Origin of the sequence: Streptomyces sp. NBC_00726, from assembly GCF_045161735.1 — a bacterium.
Classification (GTDB): Bacteria; Actinomycetota; Actinomycetes; order Streptomycetales; family Streptomycetaceae; genus Streptomyces.
Map to the genome: position 1 here is coordinate 6,215,268 of NZ_CP108983.1, position 22,688 is coordinate 6,237,955.

A 22,688-nucleotide genomic window follows, 5' to 3' on the forward strand; every position below is an offset into this window, starting at 1 on the left:
CCGTGTCCGAGGCACCGTGATTCCCCTACTGAGGAGGCACCGTCATGGGCTCCTACGCCCCTCCGAGACCCGCTCTCAGCCGGCCGCTCCGCGCACTGCTGCCGGCGCTGCTCGTCGGCGTCCTGGGCGCGTCCGCCGCACTCGTCGCACCGTCGGACGCGCACGCCGCCGAGACCACCCTCGGTGCCGCCGCGGCGCAGAGCGGGCGCTACTTCGGCACCGCCATCGCCTCGGGCAAGCTCGGTGACTCGGCGTACACCTCCATCGCCGCGCGCGAGTTCAACATGGTGACCGCCGAGAACGAGATGAAGATCGACGCGACCGAGCCGCAGCAGGGACAGTTCAGCTTCACCGCGGCCGACCGCGTCTACGACTGGGCGGTGCAGAACGGCAAGAAGGTACGCGGCCACACCCTGGCCTGGCACTCCCAGCAGCCCGGCTGGATGCAGAACCTCAGCGGCAGCACGCTGCGCCAGGCGATGATCGACCACATCAATGGCGTGATGGGCCACTACAAGGGCAAAATCACCCAGTGGGACGTCGTGAACGAGGCGTTCGCCGACGGCGGTTCGGGTGCCCGCCGCGACTCCAACCTGCAACGCACCGGCAACGACTGGATCGAGGCCGCCTTCCGTGCCGCGCGCGCCGCCGACCCGGCCGCCAAGCTCTGCTACAACGACTACAACATCGAAAACTGGACCTGGGCGAAGACCCAGGCGGTGTACAGCATGGTCAAGGACTTCAAGCAGCGCGGTGTGCCGATCGACTGCGTCGGCTTCCAGTCGCACTTCAACAGCGGCAGCCCGTACGACAGCAACTTCCGCACCACCCTCCAGAACTTCGCCGCCCTCGGTGTGGACGTGGCCATCACCGAACTCGACATCCAGGGCGCATCGGCCTCGACCTACGCCTCCGTCGTCAACGACTGCCTGGCCGTCTCGCGCTGTCTCGGCCTCACCGTATGGGGCGTACGCGACAGCGACTCCTGGCGGTCCGGGGACACCCCGCTGCTGTTCAACAACGACGGCAGCAAGAAGGCGGCGTACACCTCCGTCCTCAACGCCCTCAACGGCGGCTCGTCCACCGACCCCGGCGACGGTGACGGTGACGGCGGCGAGGACGGCGGGCAGAGCGGACAGCTCAAGGGCGTCGGCTCCGGCCGCTGTGTGGAGGTGCCCAACTCCGCCACGGCGGACGGCACCGCGGTCCAGCTGTACGACTGCGGCGGCGCCGCCAACCAGAAGTGGGAGCGCACCGCAGCCGGTGAGCTGCGGGTCTACGGCAACAAGTGCCTGGACGCCGGGGGCAGCGGCAACGGCGCCCGCATCCAGATCTACAGCTGCTGGGGCGGCGACAACCAGAAGTGGCGCATAAACTCCGACGGGACCATCGTCGGCGTCCAGTCCGGACTGTGCCTCGACGCCGTCGGGACCGGCACGGCCAACGGCACCAAGATCCAGCTCTACTCCTGCGGCAACGGCAGCAACCAGCGCTGGACCCTGACCTCCTGACACACCGCACACCGCACACCGCACACCGCCGGCCTCCTCCCTGCCCGGGAGGAGGCCGGATATACAGTCGGGGCCGGAAAGGACCGCGCATGCCCGTTCACCTGACCGCCGCCGGGGTCAGCCTGGTCGCCGACGAGACGGACGGGCGGGTCCTGCACTGGGGGAGAGGACTCTCCGATGCCACCGCCCGGACCCTGGGCGACACGGTCGCCGGCACCTCGCTCCTCCCGCTGAACGCCCAGGTCCACCAGGGCCGCCCCGGTCTCATGGGCCACCGGGCGGGCACGGCCTGGTCGCCGTCGTTCACCCATACCCGCACCGTCCACGCCGACGATGCCCGGCTCACCGTCCACGCCGAGGACCCGCACAGCCGGCTGGCATGGCGGGCGGAGCTGGAACTGACGCCTTCCGGACTGCTGCGGCTGCGCCACGGACTGCGCAACACCGGTGCCGACACCTACCAGTTGGACGAGCTGACACCGGTGCTGCCGATTCCCTCGCGGGCGATGGAGGCCATGGACTTCACCGGGCGGTGGGCCAAGGAGCGCCAGCCCCAGCGCCACCCGCTGAACCACGGCACCCATCTGCGGGAGAGCCGCCGGGGCCGCCCCGGCCACGACAGCCCCTATCTGCTGTCCGCCGGCACCCCCGGCTTCGGCTGGGACGACGGCGAGATCTGGTCGGTGCACCTCGCATGGAGCGGCAACCAGCGCTATTACGCGGAACGCATGCCGTCCAACGGCTGCGTGATCGGCACCGGCGAACTGCTCCTGCCCGGCGAGTGCGCCCTCGCACCCGGGGAGGAATACATGACGCCCTGGCTCTGTGCCGCGTACTCCGGGACCGGACTCAACGGCATCACGCCCCGGTTCCACGACTGGCTGCGCGCCCGCGCCCACCACCCCGACCCCGGTGCCCGGCCGCGCCCCGTCGTCCTCAACAACTGGGAGGCCACCTACTTCGACCATGATCCGCGGCGCCTCATGCCGCTGGTCGAGCGCGCGGCCGAGGTGGGTGTCGAGCGCTTCGTCCTGGACGACGGCTGGTTCCTCGGCCGGCGCGACGACACCGCGGGTCTCGGCGACTGGTATGTCGACCCGGACGTGTGGCCGGACGGGCTCGACCCGTTGATCCGTCAGGTGCGGGCACACGGCATGGAGTTCGGGCTGTGGTGCGAACCGGAGATGGTGAACCCCGAATCCCGGCTCCTGCGGGAGCACCCCGACTGGGCGCTGCACGCCGCCGACCGGCTCCCGCCGGACTGGCGCAACCAGCAGGTGCTGGACCTGTGCAGGCCGGAAGCGTACGCCTATCTGCTGGAGCGGTTCGACACCCTGCTCTCCACCTACGACATCGCCTACCTCAAATGGGACCACAACCGCGACCTGGTCGAGCCGGGCCACGAGGGCCGTGCCGCCGTCCGGGCCCAGACCACCGCCGCGTACCGGCTCCTGGCCGAGCTGCGCGGGCGCCACCCCGGTGTGGAGATCGAGAGCTGCGCGTCCGGCGGCGGCCGCGTGGACCTGGGCATCCTGGAGCACACCGACCGGGTGTGGACCTCCGACTGCAACGACGCCCTGGAGCGGCAGGAGATCCAGCGCGGCACCAACCTGCTGCTGCCGCTGGAACTGACCGGCGCCCACGTCGGACCGACCACCTGCCACAGCACCGGCCGCACGCACACCCTCGCCTTCCGCGCCGCGACCGCGCTGTTCGGCCACTTCGGCATCGAGTGGGACATCACCACCCTCACCGACGCCGAGCGCGCCGAACTCGCCGCCTGGGTCGCGGAGTACAAACGCCACCGCACCCTGCTGCACACCGGACGCCTCTACCGCCACGACAGCCCCGACGACGACGCCGTCTCACTCACCGCCGTCGTCGCCCCCGACCGGGGCGAGGCGCTGCTGTCGTACGTCCAGCTCACCGCCGGCCGCGCGGAGACCCCGGCCCGGGCCCGCTTCACCGGCCTCGACCCCGACGGGCTCTACCGCCTCACACCGGTCGGCCCACCGGCCGTCGCGGACGGGCCGCGCCCGGCGCCTCGCCCGTCCCCGGAACAGGCCGAGGCCACCGGCGAGTTCCTGGCCCACATCGGCCTCCAGCTGCCGCTCCCGCACCCGGAGTCCGCGCTGGTCCTGCACGCCGTCCGCGTCCGTTGACGGTACGTCAGCACAGCAGCGCCGTGCGCAGGTCGAGGCGGTTGTCCAGACGGGACAGATCGCGGCCGGTGAGGAGTTCGATGCGCTGAACGCGATAGTGGACCGTGTTGACGTGGATGTGCAGGGCCTCCGCGGTGCGCGCCCAGGAGCAGTCGTGGTCCAGGAACGCCCGCAAGGTCTCCAGGAGCATGGGGCCCGACTTCGGCCCTGCCGCCAGGAGCGGGCCGAGGACCGTCTTCCGGTACACCTTCCGTACGTCGGCGGGCACCCCGGCCAACAGCAGGGCCAGACCGCCGAGTTCGCCCTGTACGACGACCGGCGGGCCGCCCGGCACCGGGGAGCGGGCCGCCGCCAGGGCGTAACGGGCCTGCGTCAGCGCCGTGTGCAGCCCGGCGGCGGCGACCGGTTCGCTGACACCGGCCCGCCAGGTGCTCTGCGGGCGGCAGTCCTGGATCAGGGGCCCGATCCCGCGCAGCCCCTCCCCGACCCCGGCCGCCGCGTCCCCGGTGTGCGCGACGACCGCCGTCGCCTCGTCACCGGCGCCCCGGGCCACGGCGCACACCACCCCCGGCAGATGGGCCAGCGCCTCGCCGAGGGCGGCGGTGCCGTCGTCCCCGTGGTCCAGCACCGCCGTCACCACGGTGTACGAGGACAGGCCGGCCAGCTCGCACGCCTCCAGGGCGCCCCGCAGGCCGTCCGGATCGGGGCGCAGGGCGCCGACGGCGGCCACGAGCCGGGCGGCGGCGGTGTCGCGCGCCGCCCGGTGCTGGTCGCGGCGGCGCCGGAATCTGCCGAGCAGCCCGGATATCTCCTCCAGGACGCGCGGCGGCACCTGCTCGCCCTCGGGGAGGTGGAGGTACCAGGTGTCGAAGGCCGTGCTCTCGGACTCGACGCGCACGGTCGTGCCCCGGCCGCCGCGCAGGGTTTCCGCCGCCCGGGGCGCGGGCAGGCCCGGCGCACCGCCGGTGCGGGCCACGGTCCGGCCGCTGCTGGTGAGCAGATGGCAGACCGGCGCCCCGAGGTGGGCGAACGCGCGGTCGAGCAGCTCCCCGGCCGCCGCGCCGCCCTCCAGCGCGTGGTCCAGGTCCCGGCGTACGTTCTCCGGCAGGGCGTGATGGTCGCCGGGGCGGCCGCTGAGGTCGCCCCACTGGCGCAGATAGACGGCCTCGGTCACGGCCCGGAAACTGGTCTGCGGCGGTACGGCGATGAGCGCCACGCGGAACTTCCGGCAGGCGTCCACGAGCTGGCGCGGCACCTCGCCGTGCGTCTCCTCACCGGCCAGCAGCGCCACGGCCCCCGCCTCCCGCAGCGCCGAAACGAACCGGTTCGTCCGCCCCGGCCCGCCCTCCGGGCTCCACCACACGAGACCGCTGAGCACCACCTCTCCCGGCTGGAGGAAACGGGCCGGGTCCTCCAGATCCGTCGCGGTGACTCCGGCGATCTCCTGACCGAGCAGGGTCTCGTCGCCCCAGACGAGGGACAGATCCAGCCGGTCCATCCGGAGGAGGTGGTCGACGTGCATACGGACTCCTAGCGCGGTCACGGGACTGGCCCGCACTCGCATTCACGAGGCGAATACGAGTAATCGCATCGTAGATGCAAAGCCTCAGGCGGAAAATGGCTCTTGTTTGATCCTCCAGGCGCAAGGGTCCCGAGGTGGATGTTTTCCGGGTTCGCGTCCAGTCGTGTCCGGACATTCCGGGGGCTTCACTGGCTCGAAGACATCGGTTGGAGGGCTGGGGCGGGATGGATCTGAACACGATCACCGACGTACGGGACGCGCGGCTGCGCGAGCCGTGGCGGGCCGGAGACGCCTGGCTGGGAGGAGGGACCTATCTGTTCTCGGAGCCGCAGCCGCACCTGCGCCGCCTGGTCGACCTGAGCCGGATGGGCTGGGAACCCCTGACGCGCCAACCCGACGGCTCGCTGGAGATCGCCGCTACCTGCACGATCGCCCAGCTGTCCCGCTACGGCCGGCGCTCGCTGCACGCGCCCGCCGCCCCGCTCTTCGAGAAGTGCTGCCGCGCCTTCCTCGCCTCGTTCAAGATCTGGAACATGGCGACCGTCGGCGGGAACCTGTGCAACGGCCTGCCGGCCGGGCCGATGATCTCGCTGACGGCCGCGCTCGACGGCAGCTGCCTGCTCCGGGCCCAGGACGGCTCCGTACGCGAGGTCAAGGTGGCCGACTTCATCCGGGGCGCGGGCCGCAAGGACCTCGCGGAGGGCGAACTGCTGCGATCTGTGACCCTGCCCGGCCGGGCACTGGAGTGCCGTACGGCCTTCCGGCAGGCGTCCCTGTACGGCCTGGGCCGGTCCGGCGCACTCGTCATCGGCACGCTCGACCCGGTGGACGGCTCCCTCGCCGTGACCGTCACCGCCGCCACCACCAGGCCCTTCCGGTTCTGGTTCCCGCTGCCGCCGACCGCCGGGCGGCTGCGGTCCGCGATCGAATCGGCGGTGTCCGGCACCGAATGGTTCGACGACATCCACGGACTGCCCGAGTGGCGCCGTCACATGGGGCTGCGCCTCGCCGAAGAGGTCCGCCGCGAGCTGACCGAAACACCCGGAAGGGACGACCGATGAGCTACGAACTCCACGTCAACGGACGGACGTCCGATGAGGAGCCCCGCGCCGGCCAGTGCCTGCGGACCTATCTCCGCGAACGCGGCTGGTTCGGGGTGAAGAAGGGCTGCGACGCCGGCGACTGCGGCGCCTGCACCGTCCACGTCGACGGCGAGCCGGTGCACAGCTGCCTCTACCCTGCGGCGCGCGCCGCAGGCCGTACGGTGACGACCGTCGAGGGCCTGGCCGCGACGGACGGCGAACTCCACCCCGTACAACGCAAGTTCCTTGACGCACAGGGCTACCAGTGCGGGTTCTGCACCGCCGGGTTCCTGATGACCACGGCGGCCCTGGAGGCGGAGCGCGGCACCGAGCACGACGACGGCAAACTGGACGACCTGCCGCGCGCGTTCAAGGGCAACCTCTGCCGCTGCACCGGCTACCGGGCGATCGAGGACGCGGTACAAGGGGTGCGGCACACCGAACGCCCGTGCGCGGGGCAGGCGGTGGGGCGGAACGTCGGCGCACCGGCCGGGCCCCAGGTCGTCACCGGCACCGCCCGCTACACCTTCGACACCGAGGTCCCCGGCCTGCTCCACATGAAGCTGCTCCGCTCACCGCACCCGCACGCCCGCATCCTCGCGATCGACACGGCCGCCGCACTGCGCGTGCCCGGGGTCGTCGCCGTACTCACCCACGAGGACGCACCCGACACGCTCTACTCGTCCGCCCGCCACGAGCACCCCACCGAGGACCCCGACGACACCCGGGTCCTGGACGACGTCGTCCGCTACGTCGGCCAGCGCGTCGCGGCCGTCGTCGCGGACGGCGAACAGGCCGCCGAGGAGGGGTGCCGGCGCGTCGAGGTCACATATGAGGTGCTGCCGCATGTCACCGACGCGGAGGAGGCGATGCGTCCCGGCGCGCCCGTCATCCACGCGGGGAAGGGGCCCGAGGTGCGCATCGCCCGGGTCGCGGACAACGTGGCGGGCGAGGTGCACGGCGAAATCGGCTCCGTCGAGGACGGCTTCGCCGAGGCGGACATCGTCCACGAGGAGACCTTCCGGACCCAGCGGGTGCAACACGCCAGCCTGGAGACCCACGGCTGTGTCGCGTACTTCGAGCCGAAGGAGGACGGCACGGGGGAGCGGCTGACCGTGCGCTCCTCCACCCAGACCCCGTTCCTGACCCGCCGGGCGCTCTGCGCGCTGTACGGACTGCCCGAGGACGAGGTACGGGTGGTCGCGGGCCGGGTCGGCGGCGGCTTCGGCGGCAAACAGGAGATGCTCACCGAGGACATCGTCACCCTCGCCGCGCTCAGGCTGCGGCGGCCGGTGAAGCTGGAATACACCCGCGCCGAGCAGTTCTACGGTGCCACCACCCGCCACCCCTTCATCATCGGCGTCAAGGCCGGGGCCCGCAGGGACGGCACACTCACCGCCTTGCGGATGCGGGTGGTGTCGAACACCGGCGCGTACGGCAACCACGGTCCGGCGGTGATGTTCCACAGCGTCGGCGAGTCGTTCGCGGTGTACCGGGCCGCGCACAAGAAGGTCGACGCCTACTCCGTGTACACCAACGTCGTCCCGGCCGGTGCCTTCCGGGGCTACGGCCTCGGCCAGGTCACCTTCGCCGTCGAGTCCGTCATGGACGAGCTCGCCCGGCGCCTCGGCATGGACCCGCTGGTGTTCCGCGAGAAGAACATCATCGGCCCCGGCGAGGCCATGATCAGCCCGATCGGGGAGGAGGAGGACCTGCACATCGCGTCCTACGGCCTGGACCAGTGCCTGTCCGTCGTACGCAAGGCCATCGCCGAGGACCGCAGCGCCGACGACGTCCCCGAGGGGTGGCTGACCGGCCAGGGCACCGGCATGGCGATGATCGCCACCGGTCCGCCCGGCGGCCACTACGCCGACGCCCGGGTCTCGCTGCTGCCCGACGGAACGTACGACATCGCCGTCGGCACCGCGGAGTTCGGCAACGGCACCACCACCGTGCACAAACAGCTCACCGCCGGGGCCCTCAACACCACCGAGGACCGGATCGCGATCCGCCAGTCCGACACGGACGTCGTCCGCCACGACACCGGCGCCTTCGGCTCCGCCGGCACGGTCGTCGCCGGCAAGGCGGTGCTCCTCGCCGCGACCTCCCTGGAACAGCGGCTGCGGACCCTGGCCGCCCGCCACACCGGAGTCGCCCGCCATCTGTGCGTGCTCGGCGCGGAGTCCGTCGACTGCGCCGGCCGGCTCGTCACACTCAAGGAGCTGTACGAGGCGGGGCACGCCCTCGGTGCGGCGGACGAGCTCGCGGCCGACGGGCACTGGGGCGGGTCGCCGCGCTCGGTCGCCTTCAACGCGCAGTGGTTCCGGATCGCCGTCGACCCCGGCACCGGCGAGATCCGCATCCTGCGCAGCGTCCACGCCGCCGACGCCGGCAAGGTCATGAACCCGATGCAGTGCCGTGGCCAGGTCGAGGGCGGCGTCGCCCAGGCGCTGGGCGCGACCCTCTTCGAGACCGTCCGGGTCGACGGCCGGGGCGAGGTCACCACCGCCGCGTTCCGCCGCTACCGGCTGCCCCAGTACGCCGATGTGCCCAGGACCGAGGTGCACTTCACGGAGACCTCCGACTCGATCGGCCCGCTCGGCGCCAAGTCCATGAGCGAGAGCCCCTTCAACCCGGTCGCGCCCGCCTTCGCCAACGCCCTGCGCGACGCCACGGGCATCCGCTTCACCGAACTGCCGGTGACCCGTGACCGGGTCTGGATCGCACTGGACCGGCGGGCGGAGGGCGTCGGCCGATAGACCGGACACCTGCCAGGCCGGTACTCGTGCAAAGCTCAGAAATGCGAGCCGAAGAGGCGAACCGGCATGGCAATCGCGGTTCATCCCCCAGGCGGTCGGGTATCACTGCGCGCAGCCGCCGCACCGACCGCCGCGAGGGGACCGACCATGAGCCGACCGAGCACCGTCACGCGTCCCGCACCCACGGGCACCTTCGCGCTCTGGGGCGACCTGGCCGATCCGGTCACCCTGTCCGTCGCCCGGCTGCGGCGGGACTGGGAGCAGCACCGGGCCGAGGTCGTCTTCGACTGCGCGACCTCCGGCCCGCAGCGCCACACGTTCGCCGGTCCGCTGCTGCGCGAGGTGGTGGCCGCCACACTGCCCCGGTTCGCCCCGCTCCGCCGCAAGGAGCGCTCGCGCTTCCTGCTCGCGGTGAGCGGCGGCGACGGCCACCACACCGTCCTGTCCTGGGCGGAGATCGACGCGGACTTCGGCAACGCGCCGGTCCTGCTCGCCACCCGCATGGACGACCACGACCTGGACGAGGCCGGTACGCAGCTCGTCGTCCCGTCCGACCGGTGCGGCGCACGCTATGTCAGCGCCGTCACCGGCATCTGGCTCGGCCGCCACACCCGCGAGGGGGTCCACCCCGCGGGTGTGTGACCGGCCGGCGGCGGTGTGCCGTCAGGCGCCCCACCGCAGGGCGATGGTGTCCCCGACACCGATGGACCGGTTGCGTGCGGCCGTGGTGAACGCCGAGCCGTCGACGCTCGCCTTCCAGGTGTCCGAGCCGCTGTTGGCCTTGCCGTTGAGCGAGGTGAGCTGTCCGGTCCCGGAGGACGGGGTGACACCGCTGACACAGCCGGACGGGGTCGCCGCACTCGTGGCCGCGTCCAGGACCGCTCCGAGCGTGGTCGTGGACCCGGTCGGCGTGAGTGCCACGGAGCACACCTTCAGGCTGCCCGTGCCGTCGTCCACGGTCAGCGCGAAGGAGGTCGCGGTGCCCGAGGTCAGGGCGGTCTGGCCCACCCACTGGGGTGCGCCCGAGGTGACCGGCGCCGGCGGGGCCGCCGTGAAGCCGCCGCCCGCGACCGCGCGCAGTCCGTCGATCGAGGCGTACGCCTGCGGACCGGTATCGGACGGGAGGTACTTGAACCCGCCACCGGGGTTGAACTGCTGGCTGATCAGGAAGTCGACCGGGGTCTTGCCCTTGCTGGTGAGGAAGTCACCGGTCTGGGGGTTGATCCCGCAGGCGTTGAGACCGGAGACGGCCCAGCCGTTGGAGTCCGTGTTGACGCCGAACATGGCGTCGAACGCACCGGTGTTGGCGATCAGCTTGCCCTTGAGGAACGTCTTCGCCTGGACGATGTCCGGGTCGGTGTTCGCGACGCCCGACACACAGAGCGCGGCCATCGCGGCCCCGGTCATGTCGATGTCGCTGTCGGCGGCCAGCGCGCCCGGATCGCCCTCGGCCTTGCTGTAGTTCCAGCCGCCGTCGTCGTGCTGGTTGGCCCGGATGCGGCTGATCACCGCGTCGCGCAGCGCCTGCGGGACGCGTATCTGGCCGGTCGTGGTCTTGGCGCCGTTCAGGGCGAGCGCCGCGAACACCGTGCCGTTGAAGTTCGCGGAGGGGCCGAAGTAGCCGGGCTCGGCGGTCTGCCAGTACCCGTACATGTCCGCGACGAGGTTGCGCGCCGCCGAGACGCGTGCCGGGTCGATGCCCGCCGCGTAGGCGTTGAGGGCGGCCCGCTCGTAGTCGGTGACGACCGGGGACGCGGAGGGCCAGGCGCTGGTGGCCAGAAGGTTTCTGTACACCGTCCGCGCGTTCTTGGTCGCGTCGCCGCCGGGGGTGACGTCCACCGAGGCGGTGCCCGCCGCCGCGAGCGCGCTGAACGCCCACTCGTTGGACAGACCGGTGCCCGCGTACGAACCGTCCGGCTGCTGGAGCGACTTGAGGTATGTCACACCGTTCGTCGTGGACGTGGCGATCTGCGCGGGCGTGGCGGTCGCGGCGGCCGGCAGTGTGGTGAGCGCGAAGGCGCCCAGCGCGGCGACCGCCGTGAGGGCGGAGCGGTGGAGGAGGGCGGAACGGGGCATGGAGTGCTCCAGGGTGAAGGGACGCCGCCCCGCCCGGTGACCGGCCCTGTTCGAGCGCACGCAACGGACTTGGCCGTCGTCCGTGAACGCGGGGACCGACTTCCAGATAGCCATCGCCGCTTGGGCATTCGGGCTCGGAGGCGGTCGATGCCCCCACACCGCTGCGCGTCAGCCCCGGATTCCCACCGGGTTCCCCCACTCGGCAGTGCGGGACAGTACCCGACGCCGGGCGGGGTCCGCCACAGCGCCTCGGTGTGCCTCGGCTTCACGTCCGGGACGGCCTTGACGGACCGTACGAACACATGCTCCACTCGCTCCGATACGCAAGCTGTTCCAGGGGAAGCCGGTCGAAGTCCGGCGCTGACCCGCAACCGTAGACCCGGCCTCGCCGGGTGAGCCGGAGTACCTGGAGCTTGTTCCACAGCAACAGACGCCGTCGCGGACTACGGCGTGGTGCGACCCGTAACGACGCGCGGTTCCCTGCGGAATCCGGGCGGCGTACTGCTGCCACGTCTTCGTACCCCCGCATCGGCCACACCCGAGGGGGACCGGTGGGGACCATGCAGCGCCCGGACACAGGTGCACGAAGACGGCACGGCATGTTCACGGCCGCGCTCTGCGCACTCGGCCTCCTGGCCGCGGTCTGCTTCGCCTTCCTGCCCGGCGCCCAGCGCGCCGCCGCGGCCCCGGCCGACGACTGCACGGCCACCAAGGGCGCCATCGTCGCCGTCGACTTCGGGCCCTTCGGCGGCACCGTCGAGCGTGGCTGTGACACGACCCCCACCACCGGTTACGAGCTGCTGCACGAAGGTGGTTTCAGCACCGCCGGCACCCAGCACGACGGACCGGCCTTCATCTGCCGCATCGGATACGGCGCCTTCAACTCCGGTACCCAGTACCCCACTCCGGACAAGGAAGCCTGCGTCCTCACCCCGCAGGCCACCGCGTACTGGTCCTACTGGGTCGCCTCCCCCGGACAGGACGACTGGTCCTACAGCCAGTACGGGGCCATGGGCCGCAAGCTCAAGGACGGCGACGTCGACGCCTGGGTCTACGGCGGCACCGACATCGGCGGCACCACGGGCCGCCCCGCCTTCAGCCCCGACGACGTACGCGCCGGAGGCGGCTCGACCCCCGACCCGGGCGGTGAGCCGACCGGCGCACCGGGCCGGGTGGACGTCGCCGCGGCCGCGGCCTGGCTGAAGGACGGCCTCACCGACGGCGAACGCATCGTGGACGAGGGCGCCGAGGCCCCCAACTACCTGCTGACGACGGAGACCGCCTACGCGCTGGCCGCCGCCGACGGCAGGAGCGACACCCTGGACAAGGTCACCTCGTTCCTCGCCGCCCACGTCGACGACTACGTCGCACCCAACGGCCAGAACCAGCCGCCCGCGACCGCGGCCGCCGCCCGGCTCGCCCTGCTCGCGGAGTCCACCGAGGGCGACGCGCACTCCTTCGGCGGCCGGGACCTGGCCGCCGACCTCAGCGGCAACGTGTGCACGGAACGGGCCCCCGGCGACGGCTGCACCGCACCGGGCGACATCCGGAACATCACGTACGCCGACGAGCAGGCCCGCGCCGTCCTCGCCCTCCTGCGGGCCGGCGAGCAGCCCGACCCGGCCTCGGTCGAGCGGCTGACCCAGGTCCAGTGCAAGGACGGCGGCATCACCAGCATCCTCATCCAGCCGGGCGAGCGCTGCGAGGGCGACGCCGGCACCACCGGGCTGATCGCACTCGTCCTGCACACGGCGGGCGGACACGACGACGCCGTCACCAAGGCCCACGACTACCTCGCGAAGCAACAGCTCGACACCGGGGCCTTCCCGGGCTACGCCGGGTCCACCACCGGTGACGTGATCGCCACCGCCTACGCCGCCCAGACGCTGCGGGCGGTCGGCGACACCAAGCGGGCCGACGCCGCCGAGGGCTGGCTCTCCCGCGTCCAGCTCAAGGACGGCGGCTTCGGGTTCGACCAGGACGCCGTCGACCCCACCCTGTACGCGACCCCCGTCGCCGTACTCGCGGGAGCGCGTACGGACCTCGCGACGCTCACCACCGAGAAGGCGGAGCCGACCGACCCGCCGACCACCGACCCGCCGACCACCGACCCGACGCCGACCCCCACCGACCCGCCCACCACCGACGCGCCGAACCCCGGGAACGGCCCCGACCTGAAGAAGGGCGTGGCCTATCTCACGGGCGCGGCGCAGCTCAAGCAAGGCCGGTACTACCCGGTCGGCCCCGGGTCCGGGCGCGCCGACTTCGGCCTGACCATCGACGGCGCCTACGCGCTCGCCGCCACCGGCCTCAACGACGCGAAGCTGCGCGGCATCGTGGACTTCCTGGACGACGAGGGCGAGGACGGCGAAGGGCGGACGGTCAACGACTGGACGGGCGTCGGCACCGAGTACGAGGCCGGCGGATCGCTCGGCAAGACCGCGCTGCTGGCCGAGGCCGTCGGGCGCGACCCGCGCGACTTCGCCGGGCACGACCTGATCGCCGCCCTGGACAAGGCGGTGTGCCCCGCCGCGAGCACCGCCCCGGACCGCTCCTGCGCGGCCGAGGGCGCCTACACCTACGCGCCGTCCGTCTTCTCGCAGGCCCTCGCCGTCATGGCCCAGCTGCGCGCGGGGGACGAGGACAACGCGAAGGCACCGCTCGCCTATCTGGAGAGCCTCCAGAACGACGACAGCGGCGCCTGGCCGAGCCTGATCCCGCCGACCGGCGACTCCGAGGTCGACTCCACCGCCATGGCCGCGATGGCCCTCGACCTCGCCGGCGGGAAGACGGCGGACGCCGCGGTCGGCAAGGCCCTGAAGTGGATCGCCTCCCAGCAGCTTCCCGACGGCGGATTCCCGGGCGCGGCGGGCAACTCGGTCAACTCCGCGGCCCTCGCGGTGCAAGGGCTGTCCCTCGACAAGGCGACGTACCAGAAAGAGATCGACGCGGCGCTGAAGTTCCTCGCCGGGCAGCAGAACTCCGACGGCGGCTTCAAGGTTGCCAAGGAGGGCCAGCCGGGCTCCGATCTGCGGGCGTCCACCCAGGCTGTGGGCGGCGCCACCGGCATCTCCTTCGGGAAGCTGGACCGCGGCCTCGACGGCACCTCCGCCCAGCCCACCCCCACCGACGACGCCGGCGGCACCCCGCTGATCGTCACCCCCGGCGACGACGACTCCGGTTCGGGCGGCGCCATCGTGGACGCGGACGGCGGTGACGGCGGCGCGCTGGCCTCCACCGGTGTCCAGATCACCGCGCTGGCGGCCTTCGCCGTGCTGCTCACTGCCCTCGGCTGGTGGGCCGTCGTCGCCGCCCGGCGCCGGGTCGCGGCGGGAGCGGGGCGATGAGGCCGGTCCTGCGTACCGTCGCACGTCTGGTGGCCGCGCTCGGCCTCACCCTCGCGGGGCTCGGCGCGACCGCGTCCCCGGCAGCGGCCGACCCGCAGCCCATGGGCCGGTGCACGACCACGTCGGGCGCGGTCCTCGCCGTCGACTTCAGCCACTGGGGCGGGCCCATCTACCGGGCCTGCGGTACGACTCCGACGACCGGCTACGAGCTGCTGAACCAGGGCGGCTGGCGCACGGTGGGGACCGGGCACGACGGACCCGCGTTCATCTGCCGGATCGGCTTCAGCGGCTACAAGAGCGGCAAGCAGTTCCCGCCCACGTCCGAGGAGGACTGCGTCCTCACGCCGCCGGCGTCCGCCTACTGGTCGTACTGGCACGCCGACCCCGGTGCCAATGACTGGGAGTACAGCCAGCTCGGCGCGATGCTCTACCGGCCGAAGCCGGGCAGCGTCGACCTGTGGATCTTCGGCGGGACCGACATCGGGGGGACCAAGGGCCGCCCCAAGGTCACCCCCGACCAGTTGCGGGCCCACAACACCAAGCCCACCGGGGCCGGTTCGCCCGCGTCCACCGAGAAGGCGCCCGACCTGCCGCCGGACGTCGACACGGGCCCCGCCCCGGAGCAGGGCGCCACCCAGGAGAACACCCCGTCCCCGACGCACTCGAAGAAGCCGAAGGCGTCCAGGACGCCCGAGTCCACGAAGCCCGAGCCCGAGACGAGCGAGTCACCGTCGCCGTCTCCCTCGGACACCGCGAGCGCGGACGCGGCGGCCGCGAAGGGCAAGACGCCCGTGCTCAACGCCGAACCGACCGCCGACGCACCCCACGACTCCGGCTCGGTGCTGCCGGTCGTCGCGGGCGCGGCCCTCGTGGTGCTCATCGGGGGCGCCGCGTTCTACGCCGCCCGCCGCAGGCGGCACGAGTGACCTCGGTGGCCCGCACCGCCGCGCAGCCGCCCGCCGCCCCGCCCGGTCCCGGACCGGACCGGGGCGGCCGGCGGCTGCCCCGCGGCCTGCACCCGCTCGCCTGGTGGATCTGGGCACTCGCCCTCGCCACCGCGGTCAGCCGCACCGCCAACCCGCTGCTGCTCTTCCTGGTGCTCGCCGTCCTCGGCTACGTCGTCACGGCACGCCGTACGACAGCGCCCTGGGCCCGGGGCTTCAAGTACTACCTCTACCTGGCGCTGACCGTCGTGGCGATCCGCGTCACCTTCCGCGCGGTCTTCGCCACCGGCATCACCCCGCACGACCACTTTCTCTTCGCCCTGCCGCACATCCCCACCCCCGACTGGTACGCCGGCATCCAGCTCGGCGGCCCCGTCTCACTGGAGGCGGTCCTCTCCTCCGCCACGGACGGGCTCCGCCTGGCGTGCATGCTGTGCTGCATCGGCGCCGCCAACACCCTCGCCAACCCGAAGCGGGCCCTGCGGGTCCTGCCCGGCGCGCTGTACGAGCTCGGCGTCGCCGTGACCGTCGCGATCAGCGTCGCCCCCCAGCTGGTGCAGAGCGTCCAACGAGTGTCCCGGGCACGGAAGCTGAGAGCAGGCCGGACCCGGGGCCTGGGCGCACTGCGCGGCATCGTCGTGCCCGTCCTGGAAGACGCCCTGGAACGGTCACTGCGCCTGGCCGCCGCCATGGACTCACGGGGTTACGGCCGTGCCGGCACCGCGACCCGCACCTCCCGGCGCGTCACCGGTGGCCTCATGCTCCTCGGCATGTGCGGACTGTGCGCGGGGGCGTACGGGCTCCTCGACGCCACCGCCCCCGCCTTCCTGGGCCTGCCCGCGATGAGCGTCGGCGCGGCGCTGTGCGTCGCCGGGCTCCGGCTCGGCGGCCGTCGTGTCACCCGTACGACCTACCGGCCCGATCCCTGGCGCGCCGCCGAGTGGCTGGTCGCGGGCAGCGGTGTGCTTTCGGCGGTCCTGCTGTTCGCGAACCTCGGCTACGACCCCGCCCAGCTCAACCCCACGTTCTACCCGCTCACTTGGCCGGACCTCCCGCTGGTGCCGACCTCGGCGATCCTGCTGGCCGGCGCGGCCGGATTCCTCGCCCCGCCGCCGGCCGCGACCCACCGCACCGACCCGAAAGCCGGAACCGCGTGATCACCTTCGACCAGGTCACCATCGAGTACGACGACGCGGCGGGACCGGCGCTCCGGGACGTCGACCTGACGGTCGAGGAGGGCGAGTTGTGTCTCGTCGTCGGCCACACCGGGGTCGGCAAGTCCACCCTCCTCGGCGCGGTCAACGGCCTCGTCCCGCACTTCACCGGCGGCACCCTGTACGGCAGGGTCACGGTCGACGGCCGGGACACCGCCCACCATCCGCCGCGCGAACTCGCGGACGTCGTCGGCGTGGTGGGCCAGGACCCCCTCGACGGATTCGTCACGGACACCGTGGAGGAGGAACTCGCGTACGCCATGGAGCAGCTGGCCGTCCCGCCCGCCACCATGCGCAAACGCGTCGAGGAGACCCTGGACCTGCTGGGGCTCGCCGACCTCCGCCACCGTGCCCTGCACGAGCTCTCCGGCGGCCAGCAGCAACGCGTCGCCATCGGCTCGGTCCTGACGAGCCACCCCCGCGTCCTCGTCCTGGACGAACCGACGTCCGCCCTCGACCCCACCGCGGCCGAAGAGGTCCTGGCCGCCGTCACCCGCCTCGTCCATGACCTCGGCGTCACCGTCCTCATGGCGGAACACCGCCTCGAACGCGTCGTCCAGTACGCCGACCGCGTACTCCACCTGCCCGGCGACGGCCACGTCCGCATCGGCGCCCCCGCCGACATTCTGCGCACCTCCGCCATCGCACCCCCCATCGTGGAGCTCGGCCGCGCCGCCGGATGGGACCCCCTCCCGCTGTCCATCCGCGACGCGAGACGCACCGCCCGCGAGCTGCGCACCCGGCTGACCGGCCACACCCCGGCACCCGTCCGCGAGGACCCCGGACCCGGCCGGCCCGACCTGCTCACCGCCCGCAAGGTGACCGTCGCCTACAAGGGCGTCCCCGCCGTCCGCGAGGTCGACCTCATCCTGCGCGCGGGCGAGGTCACCGCACTGATGGGACGCAACGGATCCGGCAAGTCCTCACTGCTGTGGGCCCTCCAGGGCACCGGGGCCCGGCACTCCGGCACCGTATCCGTGGCCGACGGCACGCCACGCGGCGCCGACCCCCACACCCTGCCCGCCGCCCGGGCCCGGCAACTGGTCGGCCTCGTCCCGCAGACCCCCGCCGACCTCCTCTACCTGGAAAGCGTCGAGCAGGAACTCGCCCAGGCGGACACCGAATCCGCGAACGGCCGGAACGCGCGGGAGATCCTGGACCGGCTCGCACCCGGAATCCACGGCGGCACCCACCCGAGAGACCTCTCCGAAGGGCAGAAACTGGCCCTCGTCCTCGCCATCCAGCTCACCGCGGCCCCGGACGTCCTGCTCCTGGACGAACCGACCCGGGGCCTCGACTACCGGGCCAAGAACAGTCTCGTGGAGACGGTCGACGCACTGGCCGCCGAAGGGCGCGCGATCGTCGTCTCCACCCACGACGTCGAGTTCGCCGCCCGCGCCGCCGACCGGGTCGTCGTCATGGCCGAGGGCGAGATCGTCGCCGACGGGCCCACCACGGACGTCATCGTCTCCTCCCCGGTCTTCGCACCCCAGACGGCGAAGATCCTGGCACCGCTGTCCTTCCTCACCGTGGACCAGGTCACCACCGCGCTGGCCGCACCCCGACCGGAGGGCGATCAGCCGTGACGACGCCGAACACACCGACCGTGCCCGCGATCGTGCTCGTGCCGCGCGCCACCGTCGTCATCGTGCTGGCGGCGCTCCTGGGGATCGTCGCCTTCTTCTGGCCGTTCGTCGTGGCGCCGGGCACCTTCGGGTCGAACTACGCACCGCCCCTGATCTTCGGCGTGCTGCTCGTCCTGATCCTGTGCGTCGTGCTCTCCGAGATCGCCGAGGGCGGCATCGACTCCAAGGCCCTGGCCATGCTGGGGGTGCTGTCCGCCGTCAACGCCGCGCTGCGCCCCCTCGGCGCGGGCACGGCGGGCATCGAGACCGTCTTCTTCGTCCTCGTCCTCGCGGGCCGCGTCTTCGGCCCGGGCTTCGGCTTCACCCTCGGCTGCACCTCGCTCTTCGCCTCCGCGCTCATCACCGGCGGAGTCGGCCCCTGGATGCCGTACCAGATGTTCGGCTGCGCCTTCGTCGGCATGCTCGCCGGGTTCCTCCCGCGCGCCACCGGCCGCCGCGAAGTGCTTCTGCTCGCCGTCTACGGCTCCCTGTCCGGCTACCTCTTCGGATTCCTTCTCAACCTCTCCTTCTGGCCGTTCTCCCTCGACCCGAACAGTTCCATCGCCTACCTTCCCGGCCTGCCCTTCACCGAGCAGTGGCACCGGTACGTCGCCTTCGACCTGGCCACCTCCCTCGGCTGGGACACCGGGCGCGCCGTGACCAACTTCGTGTGCGTCCTGCTCGCCGGCCCGGCCGTGCTCACGACGTTCCGCCGCGCCGCCCGCCGGGCCCGCTTCCGCGCCCCGGTCCGCTTCACCGCACCTCAGCCGGTGGACCGCACCGAGGGGCATGAGACGATGACCGCCGAATCGGGCGACGGGAGCTGAGGAAGCCGGTGTGAATCCGGCGCGGTCCCGCCACTGTGACCGGGCACGGCCCGGGAGCCAGACACTCACACCGTCGCCACCTCCACGACGTCCGGGGCGGACCTCCCCGGTGAGAGGCGGACGGCGTCATGCCGGAAACAACGGGCCTTACCGCAACGGCTTCCGCGCCCAGCAGGGTGACGGTGTGCCGGGACTGCTGCTGCGGCACGGTCAAGGTGCCGGGCGACCACGCGGCCCAGACCGCGCGCCTGCGCTCGGCCGTACCGGTGCGCGTCTCCGCGTGCCTGGACGTGTGCGAACAGGCCAACGTCATCGTCGTACAGCCCTCGGCCGATGCCCGTCGCGCCGGGGCCCGGCCGGTGTGGCTCGGGCTGGTCAACGACCGGGACGCGACCGAGGACGTCATAGCCTGGGTGAGCGCCGGAGGCCCCGGCACGGCCCCGATGCCCGAGATTCTCGACCTGTACGCGTTCGACCCGGGCGCGGCCGGCCGGGGGCCGGGACGCGAGTGACGTCCCGGCCCCCGGCAACCCCGTTCAGGAAGCGGGCAGTTCCGCCCGGACGGTACGGGCGGCGGCGACCAGGTTCTCCAGGGAGGCCCGGGTCTCGGTCCAGCCGCGGGTCTTGAGGCCGCAGTCGGGGTTCACCCAGAGCCGTTCGGCGGGGATCGCCTTCAGTCCCGTACGCAGCAGCTCGGCGGCCTCCTCGGCGCTCGGGACGCGGGGCGAGTGGATGTCGTAGACCCCCGGTCCCGCCTCACGCGGGTAGCCGTGGGCGGCCAGTTCGCGGGCGACCTGCATGTGGGAGCGGGCGGCTTCCAGGCTGATGACGTCGGCGTCCAGATCGTCGATGGCCTGGACGATGTCCCCGAACTCCGCGTAGCACATGTGGGTGTGGATCTGGGTGGCCGGCCGCACCCCGCCGGTCGTGAGCCGGAACGCCTCCGTGGCCCAGGCCAGGTAGTCCGCCCGGTCGGCCGCCCGTAGCGGCAGCGTCTCGCGCAGCGCCGGTTCGTCCACCTGGATCACCGAAGTTCCGCTTGCCTCAAGGTCATTGACCTCGTCGCGCAGGGCGAGCGCCACCTGCCGGGCGGTCTCCCCGAGCGGCAGGTCGTCGCGGACGAACGACCAGGCGAGCATGGTGACCGGACCCGTGAGCATGCCCTTGACCGGGCGGTCGCTCAGCGACTGGGCGTACGAGGTCCAGCGCACCGTCATCGGCTCGGGGCGCGAGATGTCCCCGGCGAGGACCGGCGGACGCACATACCGCGTGCCGTACGACTGCACCCAGCCGTGCTGGGTGGCGAGGTATCCGGTCAGCTGCTCGGCGAAGTACTGCACCATGTCGTTGCGTTCGGGCTCACCGTGCACCAGCACGTCGATGCCCGTCTTCTCCTGGAAGGAGATCACCTCGCGGATCTCCGTCCGGATGCGCTCCTCGTAACCTGCCGTGTCGATGCGCCCGGCCCGCAGATCGGCGCGGGCCGTCCGCAGCTCGCCGGTCTGCGGGAACGAGCCGATGGTCGTCGTCGGCAGCAACGGCAGCCCCAGGTGTGCCCGTTGGGCGGCGGCCCGCTCGGTGTACGGCTGCGAGCGGCGGCCGTCCGTGTCCGTCACGGCCTCGGCCCGGGCGCGTACGGCCGGGTCCCGGGTGATCGGGGAGTCCGCCCGGGAGGCCAGCGCGGCCCTGTTGGCGGAGAGCTCACCGGCGATGGCGTCGGTGCCCTGCGCGAGCGCCGTCGCCAGGGTGACGATCTCCGCGGTCTTCTGCCGGGCGAAGGACAGCCAGCGGACGATCTGCGGGTCGATGTCCCGCTCGGCGGCGGCGTCCAGCGGCACATGGAGCAGCGAGCAGGAGGCGGCCACGTCGACGCGGTCGGCCAGCCCGAGGAGGGTGCCCAGTGTGGACAGCGACTTCTGGAGGTCGTTGATCCAGATGTTGCGGCCGTTGACGACACCGGCGACCAGGCGCTTGCCGGGCAGTCCGCCCACGGCCGCCAGGGCGTCCAGGTTGGCGGCGGCGGCCTCGGTGAAGTCCAGCGCCAGGCCCTCCACGGGAGCCTTCGCCAGCACCGGAAGCGCCTCGCCCAGCCGGTCGAAGTAGGAGGCGACGAGCAGCTTCGGGCGGTCGGTGAGCGCGCCGAGGTCACGGTAGGTGCGCTCGGCCGCGTTGAGCTCGGCCGGGGTGCGGTCCTGGACGAGGGCCGGCTCGTCCAGCTGCACCCACTCGGCCCCGGCCGCACGCAGATCCGCCAGCACCTCCGCGTACACCGGCAGCAGCCGGTCCAGCAGGGTCAGCGGCTCGAAGTCGGCGGGCACACCGGGGGCCGGCTTGGCCAGCAGGAGATAGGTGACGGGGCCGACCAGCACGGGCCGGGCGGCAAGCCCCTGCGCCAGGGCCTCCTTGAGCTCAGCGACCTGCTTGCCGGAGTCCGCGGTGAAGACGGTGCCGGGGCCCAGCTCGGGCACCAGGTAGTGGTAGTTCGTGTCGAACCACTTGGTCATCTCCAGCGGCGCCACGTCCTGGGTGCCGCGCGCCATGGCGAAGTAGCCGTCCACCGCGTCGGCCGCGACGGCTTCCCGGTGGCGCTCGGGGATGGCGCCGACCATGACGGTGGTGTCCAGCACATGGTCGTAGAGCGAGAAGTCACCGGTGGGGACTTCCTGGATGCCGGCGTCGGCGAGCTGCTGCCGGTTGTCGTGCCGGAGCTGTGCGGCGGTCTGCCGGAGGGCGTCCGCGGTGACGCGGCCCTTCCAGTAACCCTCGACGGCCTTCTTGAGCTCCCGGTCCCGGTCCTGGCGGGGGTAGCCGTACACGGTGGCGCGTGCTGCCGCGGCTGCGGACTTGGTGGTCACGGAGATCTCCTTCGCGAGATGAATCCCTGAGATCCCGGAGACGGGACGAGAGCGCGAAGGTGACGACGACCCGACGGGCAAGGACGCTCCGCCTGGTGTGTACGCCGACCCGCCCACGAGGTCACCGGAATATCCGTGTACGGAATGGTCCGTACACGGGCAGTCGGCAGGTCTTCGGACTCGCGGGCCCATCCTCCGTGCCGGAGGACACCTACTGGCCGTCGCTTCCCAGACCCGTCCCGGGTCCAGTGCGTATGACGGCGGTCGTTCCCGCTCACCGCTGCGGGGCAGTCCCGGATTCCCACCGGGTTCCCTCTTACGACGCATCCCGCCTGGCGGACGGGGCGAACCAGCTGCGGTGCCCAGCCTACGACATGCCGGGACGCGCCTCTGGATTTACTAGGACGTCCAACTATATAGTCGCGAGTACAAGGCCCGCGGTGCAGGGAAGCCGGTGTGAATCCGGCACGGTCCCGCCACTGTGACCGGGGAGTACGCCGTCGAGCGTTACGCCACTGACGAGTTGGATGTCGGGAAGGCGGACGGCGCGCGCTGATCCGGGAGTCAGGATACCGGCCGCGGGATGTTCTGTGTTGTCCACGAGGATGGAGCTGACACGCATGGCATCGGTATGTATCCACGACCCAGGTGAGCCCGCCGTCTGACGGGGCCTCCGGCCATTCGCGATCTCGCGCCCCACCATACCCGTACGCCTTCGGTGCGGGTGTGCGCCCCGGCGCGCCATCCCCGGATCCCTCCTGACG

General features: G+C 72.4%; 14 protein-coding genes and 5 riboswitches. Of the genes, 11 read left to right on the forward strand and 3 right to left on the reverse strand.

Features of this window, described 5'->3' with window-relative positions; all coding sequences use genetic code 11:
- Positions 1-44: 44 nt before the first annotated feature.
- Together OG338_RS27635 and OG338_RS27640 are read left to right on the forward strand one after the other, a co-directional pair.
- Positions 45-1,511: an endo-1,4-beta-xylanase gene (locus tag OG338_RS27635; RefSeq protein WP_405939938.1), complete on the forward strand. Its 1,467-nt coding sequence runs from the start codon at positions 45-47 to the stop codon at positions 1,509-1,511.
- An 89-nt stretch (positions 1,512-1,600) separates the two neighbouring features.
- Positions 1,601-3,673 carry an alpha-galactosidase gene (locus tag OG338_RS27640; protein WP_405939939.1) on the forward strand — a complete coding sequence of 691 codons (2,073 nt, stop codon included), beginning with the start codon at positions 1,601-1,603 and terminating at the stop codon, positions 3,671-3,673.
- A gap of 7 nt (positions 3,674-3,680) precedes the next feature.
- Here OG338_RS27640 and OG338_RS27645 read toward each other — a convergent pair whose 3' ends face one another.
- The gene (locus tag OG338_RS27645; protein WP_405939940.1) at positions 3,681-5,195 is read right to left on the reverse strand and encodes a PucR family transcriptional regulator; all 1,515 of its coding nucleotides are present in this window, start codon (positions 5,193-5,195) and stop codon (positions 3,681-3,683) included.
- Positions 5,196-5,419: 224 nt separating this feature from the next.
- On the opposite strand from OG338_RS27645, the gene OG338_RS27650 reads away from it, so the two are divergent.
- From OG338_RS27650 to OG338_RS27660, 3 genes are all read left to right on the forward strand, one after another.
- Complete coding sequence (locus OG338_RS27650) at positions 5,420-6,256, forward strand: FAD binding domain-containing protein (RefSeq protein WP_405939941.1); 837 nt, start codon at positions 5,420-5,422, stop codon at positions 6,254-6,256.
- The gene (locus OG338_RS27655) at positions 6,253-9,036 is read left to right on the forward strand and encodes a molybdopterin-dependent oxidoreductase (protein WP_405939942.1); all 2,784 of its coding nucleotides are present in this window, start codon (positions 6,253-6,255) and stop codon (positions 9,034-9,036) included. The genes OG338_RS27650 and OG338_RS27655 overlap by 4 nt, the downstream gene beginning before the upstream one ends.
- A gap of 147 nt (positions 9,037-9,183) precedes the next feature.
- Positions 9,184-9,678, forward strand: coding sequence for a molybdopterin-dependent oxidoreductase (locus OG338_RS27660; RefSeq protein ID WP_405939943.1), 495 nt, complete (start codon positions 9,184-9,186; stop codon positions 9,676-9,678).
- A 21-nt stretch (positions 9,679-9,699) separates the two neighbouring features.
- Here the strand turns inward: OG338_RS27660 and OG338_RS27665 are convergent, their stop codons facing one another.
- The gene (locus tag OG338_RS27665; RefSeq protein WP_405939944.1) at positions 9,700-11,112 is read right to left on the reverse strand and encodes a hypothetical protein; all 1,413 of its coding nucleotides are present in this window, start codon (positions 11,110-11,112) and stop codon (positions 9,700-9,702) included.
- A gap of 122 nt (positions 11,113-11,234) precedes the next feature.
- A riboswitch (cobalamin riboswitch) is annotated at positions 11,235-11,308 on the reverse strand.
- Between the two features lie 101 nt (positions 11,309-11,409).
- A riboswitch (cobalamin riboswitch) is annotated at positions 11,410-11,541 on the forward strand.
- A 170-nt stretch (positions 11,542-11,711) separates the two neighbouring features.
- On the opposite strand from OG338_RS27665, the gene OG338_RS27670 reads away from it, so the two are divergent.
- The 6 genes from OG338_RS27670 (at position 11,712) to OG338_RS27695 (ending at position 19,581) form a co-directional block, all read left to right on the forward strand.
- Positions 11,712-14,459, forward strand: coding sequence for a prenyltransferase/squalene oxidase repeat-containing protein (locus tag OG338_RS27670; protein WP_405939945.1), 2,748 nt, complete (start codon positions 11,712-11,714; stop codon positions 14,457-14,459).
- Positions 14,456-15,385, forward strand: a complete 930-nt coding sequence (locus tag OG338_RS27675; RefSeq protein ID WP_405939946.1) for a hypothetical protein — start codon at positions 14,456-14,458, stop codon at positions 15,383-15,385. Before OG338_RS27670 ends, OG338_RS27675 begins: the two co-directional genes overlap by 4 nt.
- On the forward strand, positions 15,382-16,560 hold the full coding sequence (locus OG338_RS27680; protein ID WP_405939947.1) for an energy-coupling factor transporter transmembrane component T: 1,179 nt from the start codon (positions 15,382-15,384) through the stop codon (positions 16,558-16,560). The genes OG338_RS27675 and OG338_RS27680 overlap by 4 nt, the downstream gene beginning before the upstream one ends.
- Positions 16,557-18,203 carry an ABC transporter ATP-binding protein gene (locus tag OG338_RS27685; protein ID WP_405939948.1) on the forward strand — a complete coding sequence of 549 codons (1,647 nt, stop codon included), beginning with the start codon at positions 16,557-16,559 and terminating at the stop codon, positions 18,201-18,203. Before OG338_RS27680 ends, OG338_RS27685 begins: the two co-directional genes overlap by 4 nt.
- Positions 18,200-19,069 carry an ECF transporter S component gene (locus OG338_RS27690; RefSeq protein ID WP_405939949.1) on the forward strand — a complete coding sequence of 290 codons (870 nt, stop codon included), beginning with the start codon at positions 18,200-18,202 and terminating at the stop codon, positions 19,067-19,069. Before OG338_RS27685 ends, OG338_RS27690 begins: the two co-directional genes overlap by 4 nt.
- Positions 19,068-19,136, forward strand: a riboswitch (cobalamin riboswitch). It overlaps the preceding gene by 2 nt.
- A gap of 61 nt (positions 19,137-19,197) precedes the next feature.
- Complete coding sequence (locus OG338_RS27695) at positions 19,198-19,581, forward strand: hypothetical protein (protein WP_405939950.1); 384 nt, start codon at positions 19,198-19,200, stop codon at positions 19,579-19,581.
- A gap of 24 nt (positions 19,582-19,605) precedes the next feature.
- On the opposite strand, the gene metE is transcribed toward OG338_RS27695, so the two are convergent.
- Positions 19,606-21,924, reverse strand: a complete 2,319-nt coding sequence (gene metE / locus OG338_RS27700; protein WP_405939951.1) for a 5-methyltetrahydropteroyltriglutamate--homocysteine S-methyltransferase — start codon at positions 21,922-21,924, stop codon at positions 19,606-19,608.
- A 147-nt stretch (positions 21,925-22,071) separates the two neighbouring features.
- Positions 22,072-22,293, reverse strand: a riboswitch (cobalamin riboswitch).
- Between the two features lie 45 nt (positions 22,294-22,338).
- Positions 22,339-22,520, forward strand: a riboswitch (cobalamin riboswitch).
- Positions 22,521-22,688 lie beyond the last annotated feature (168 nt).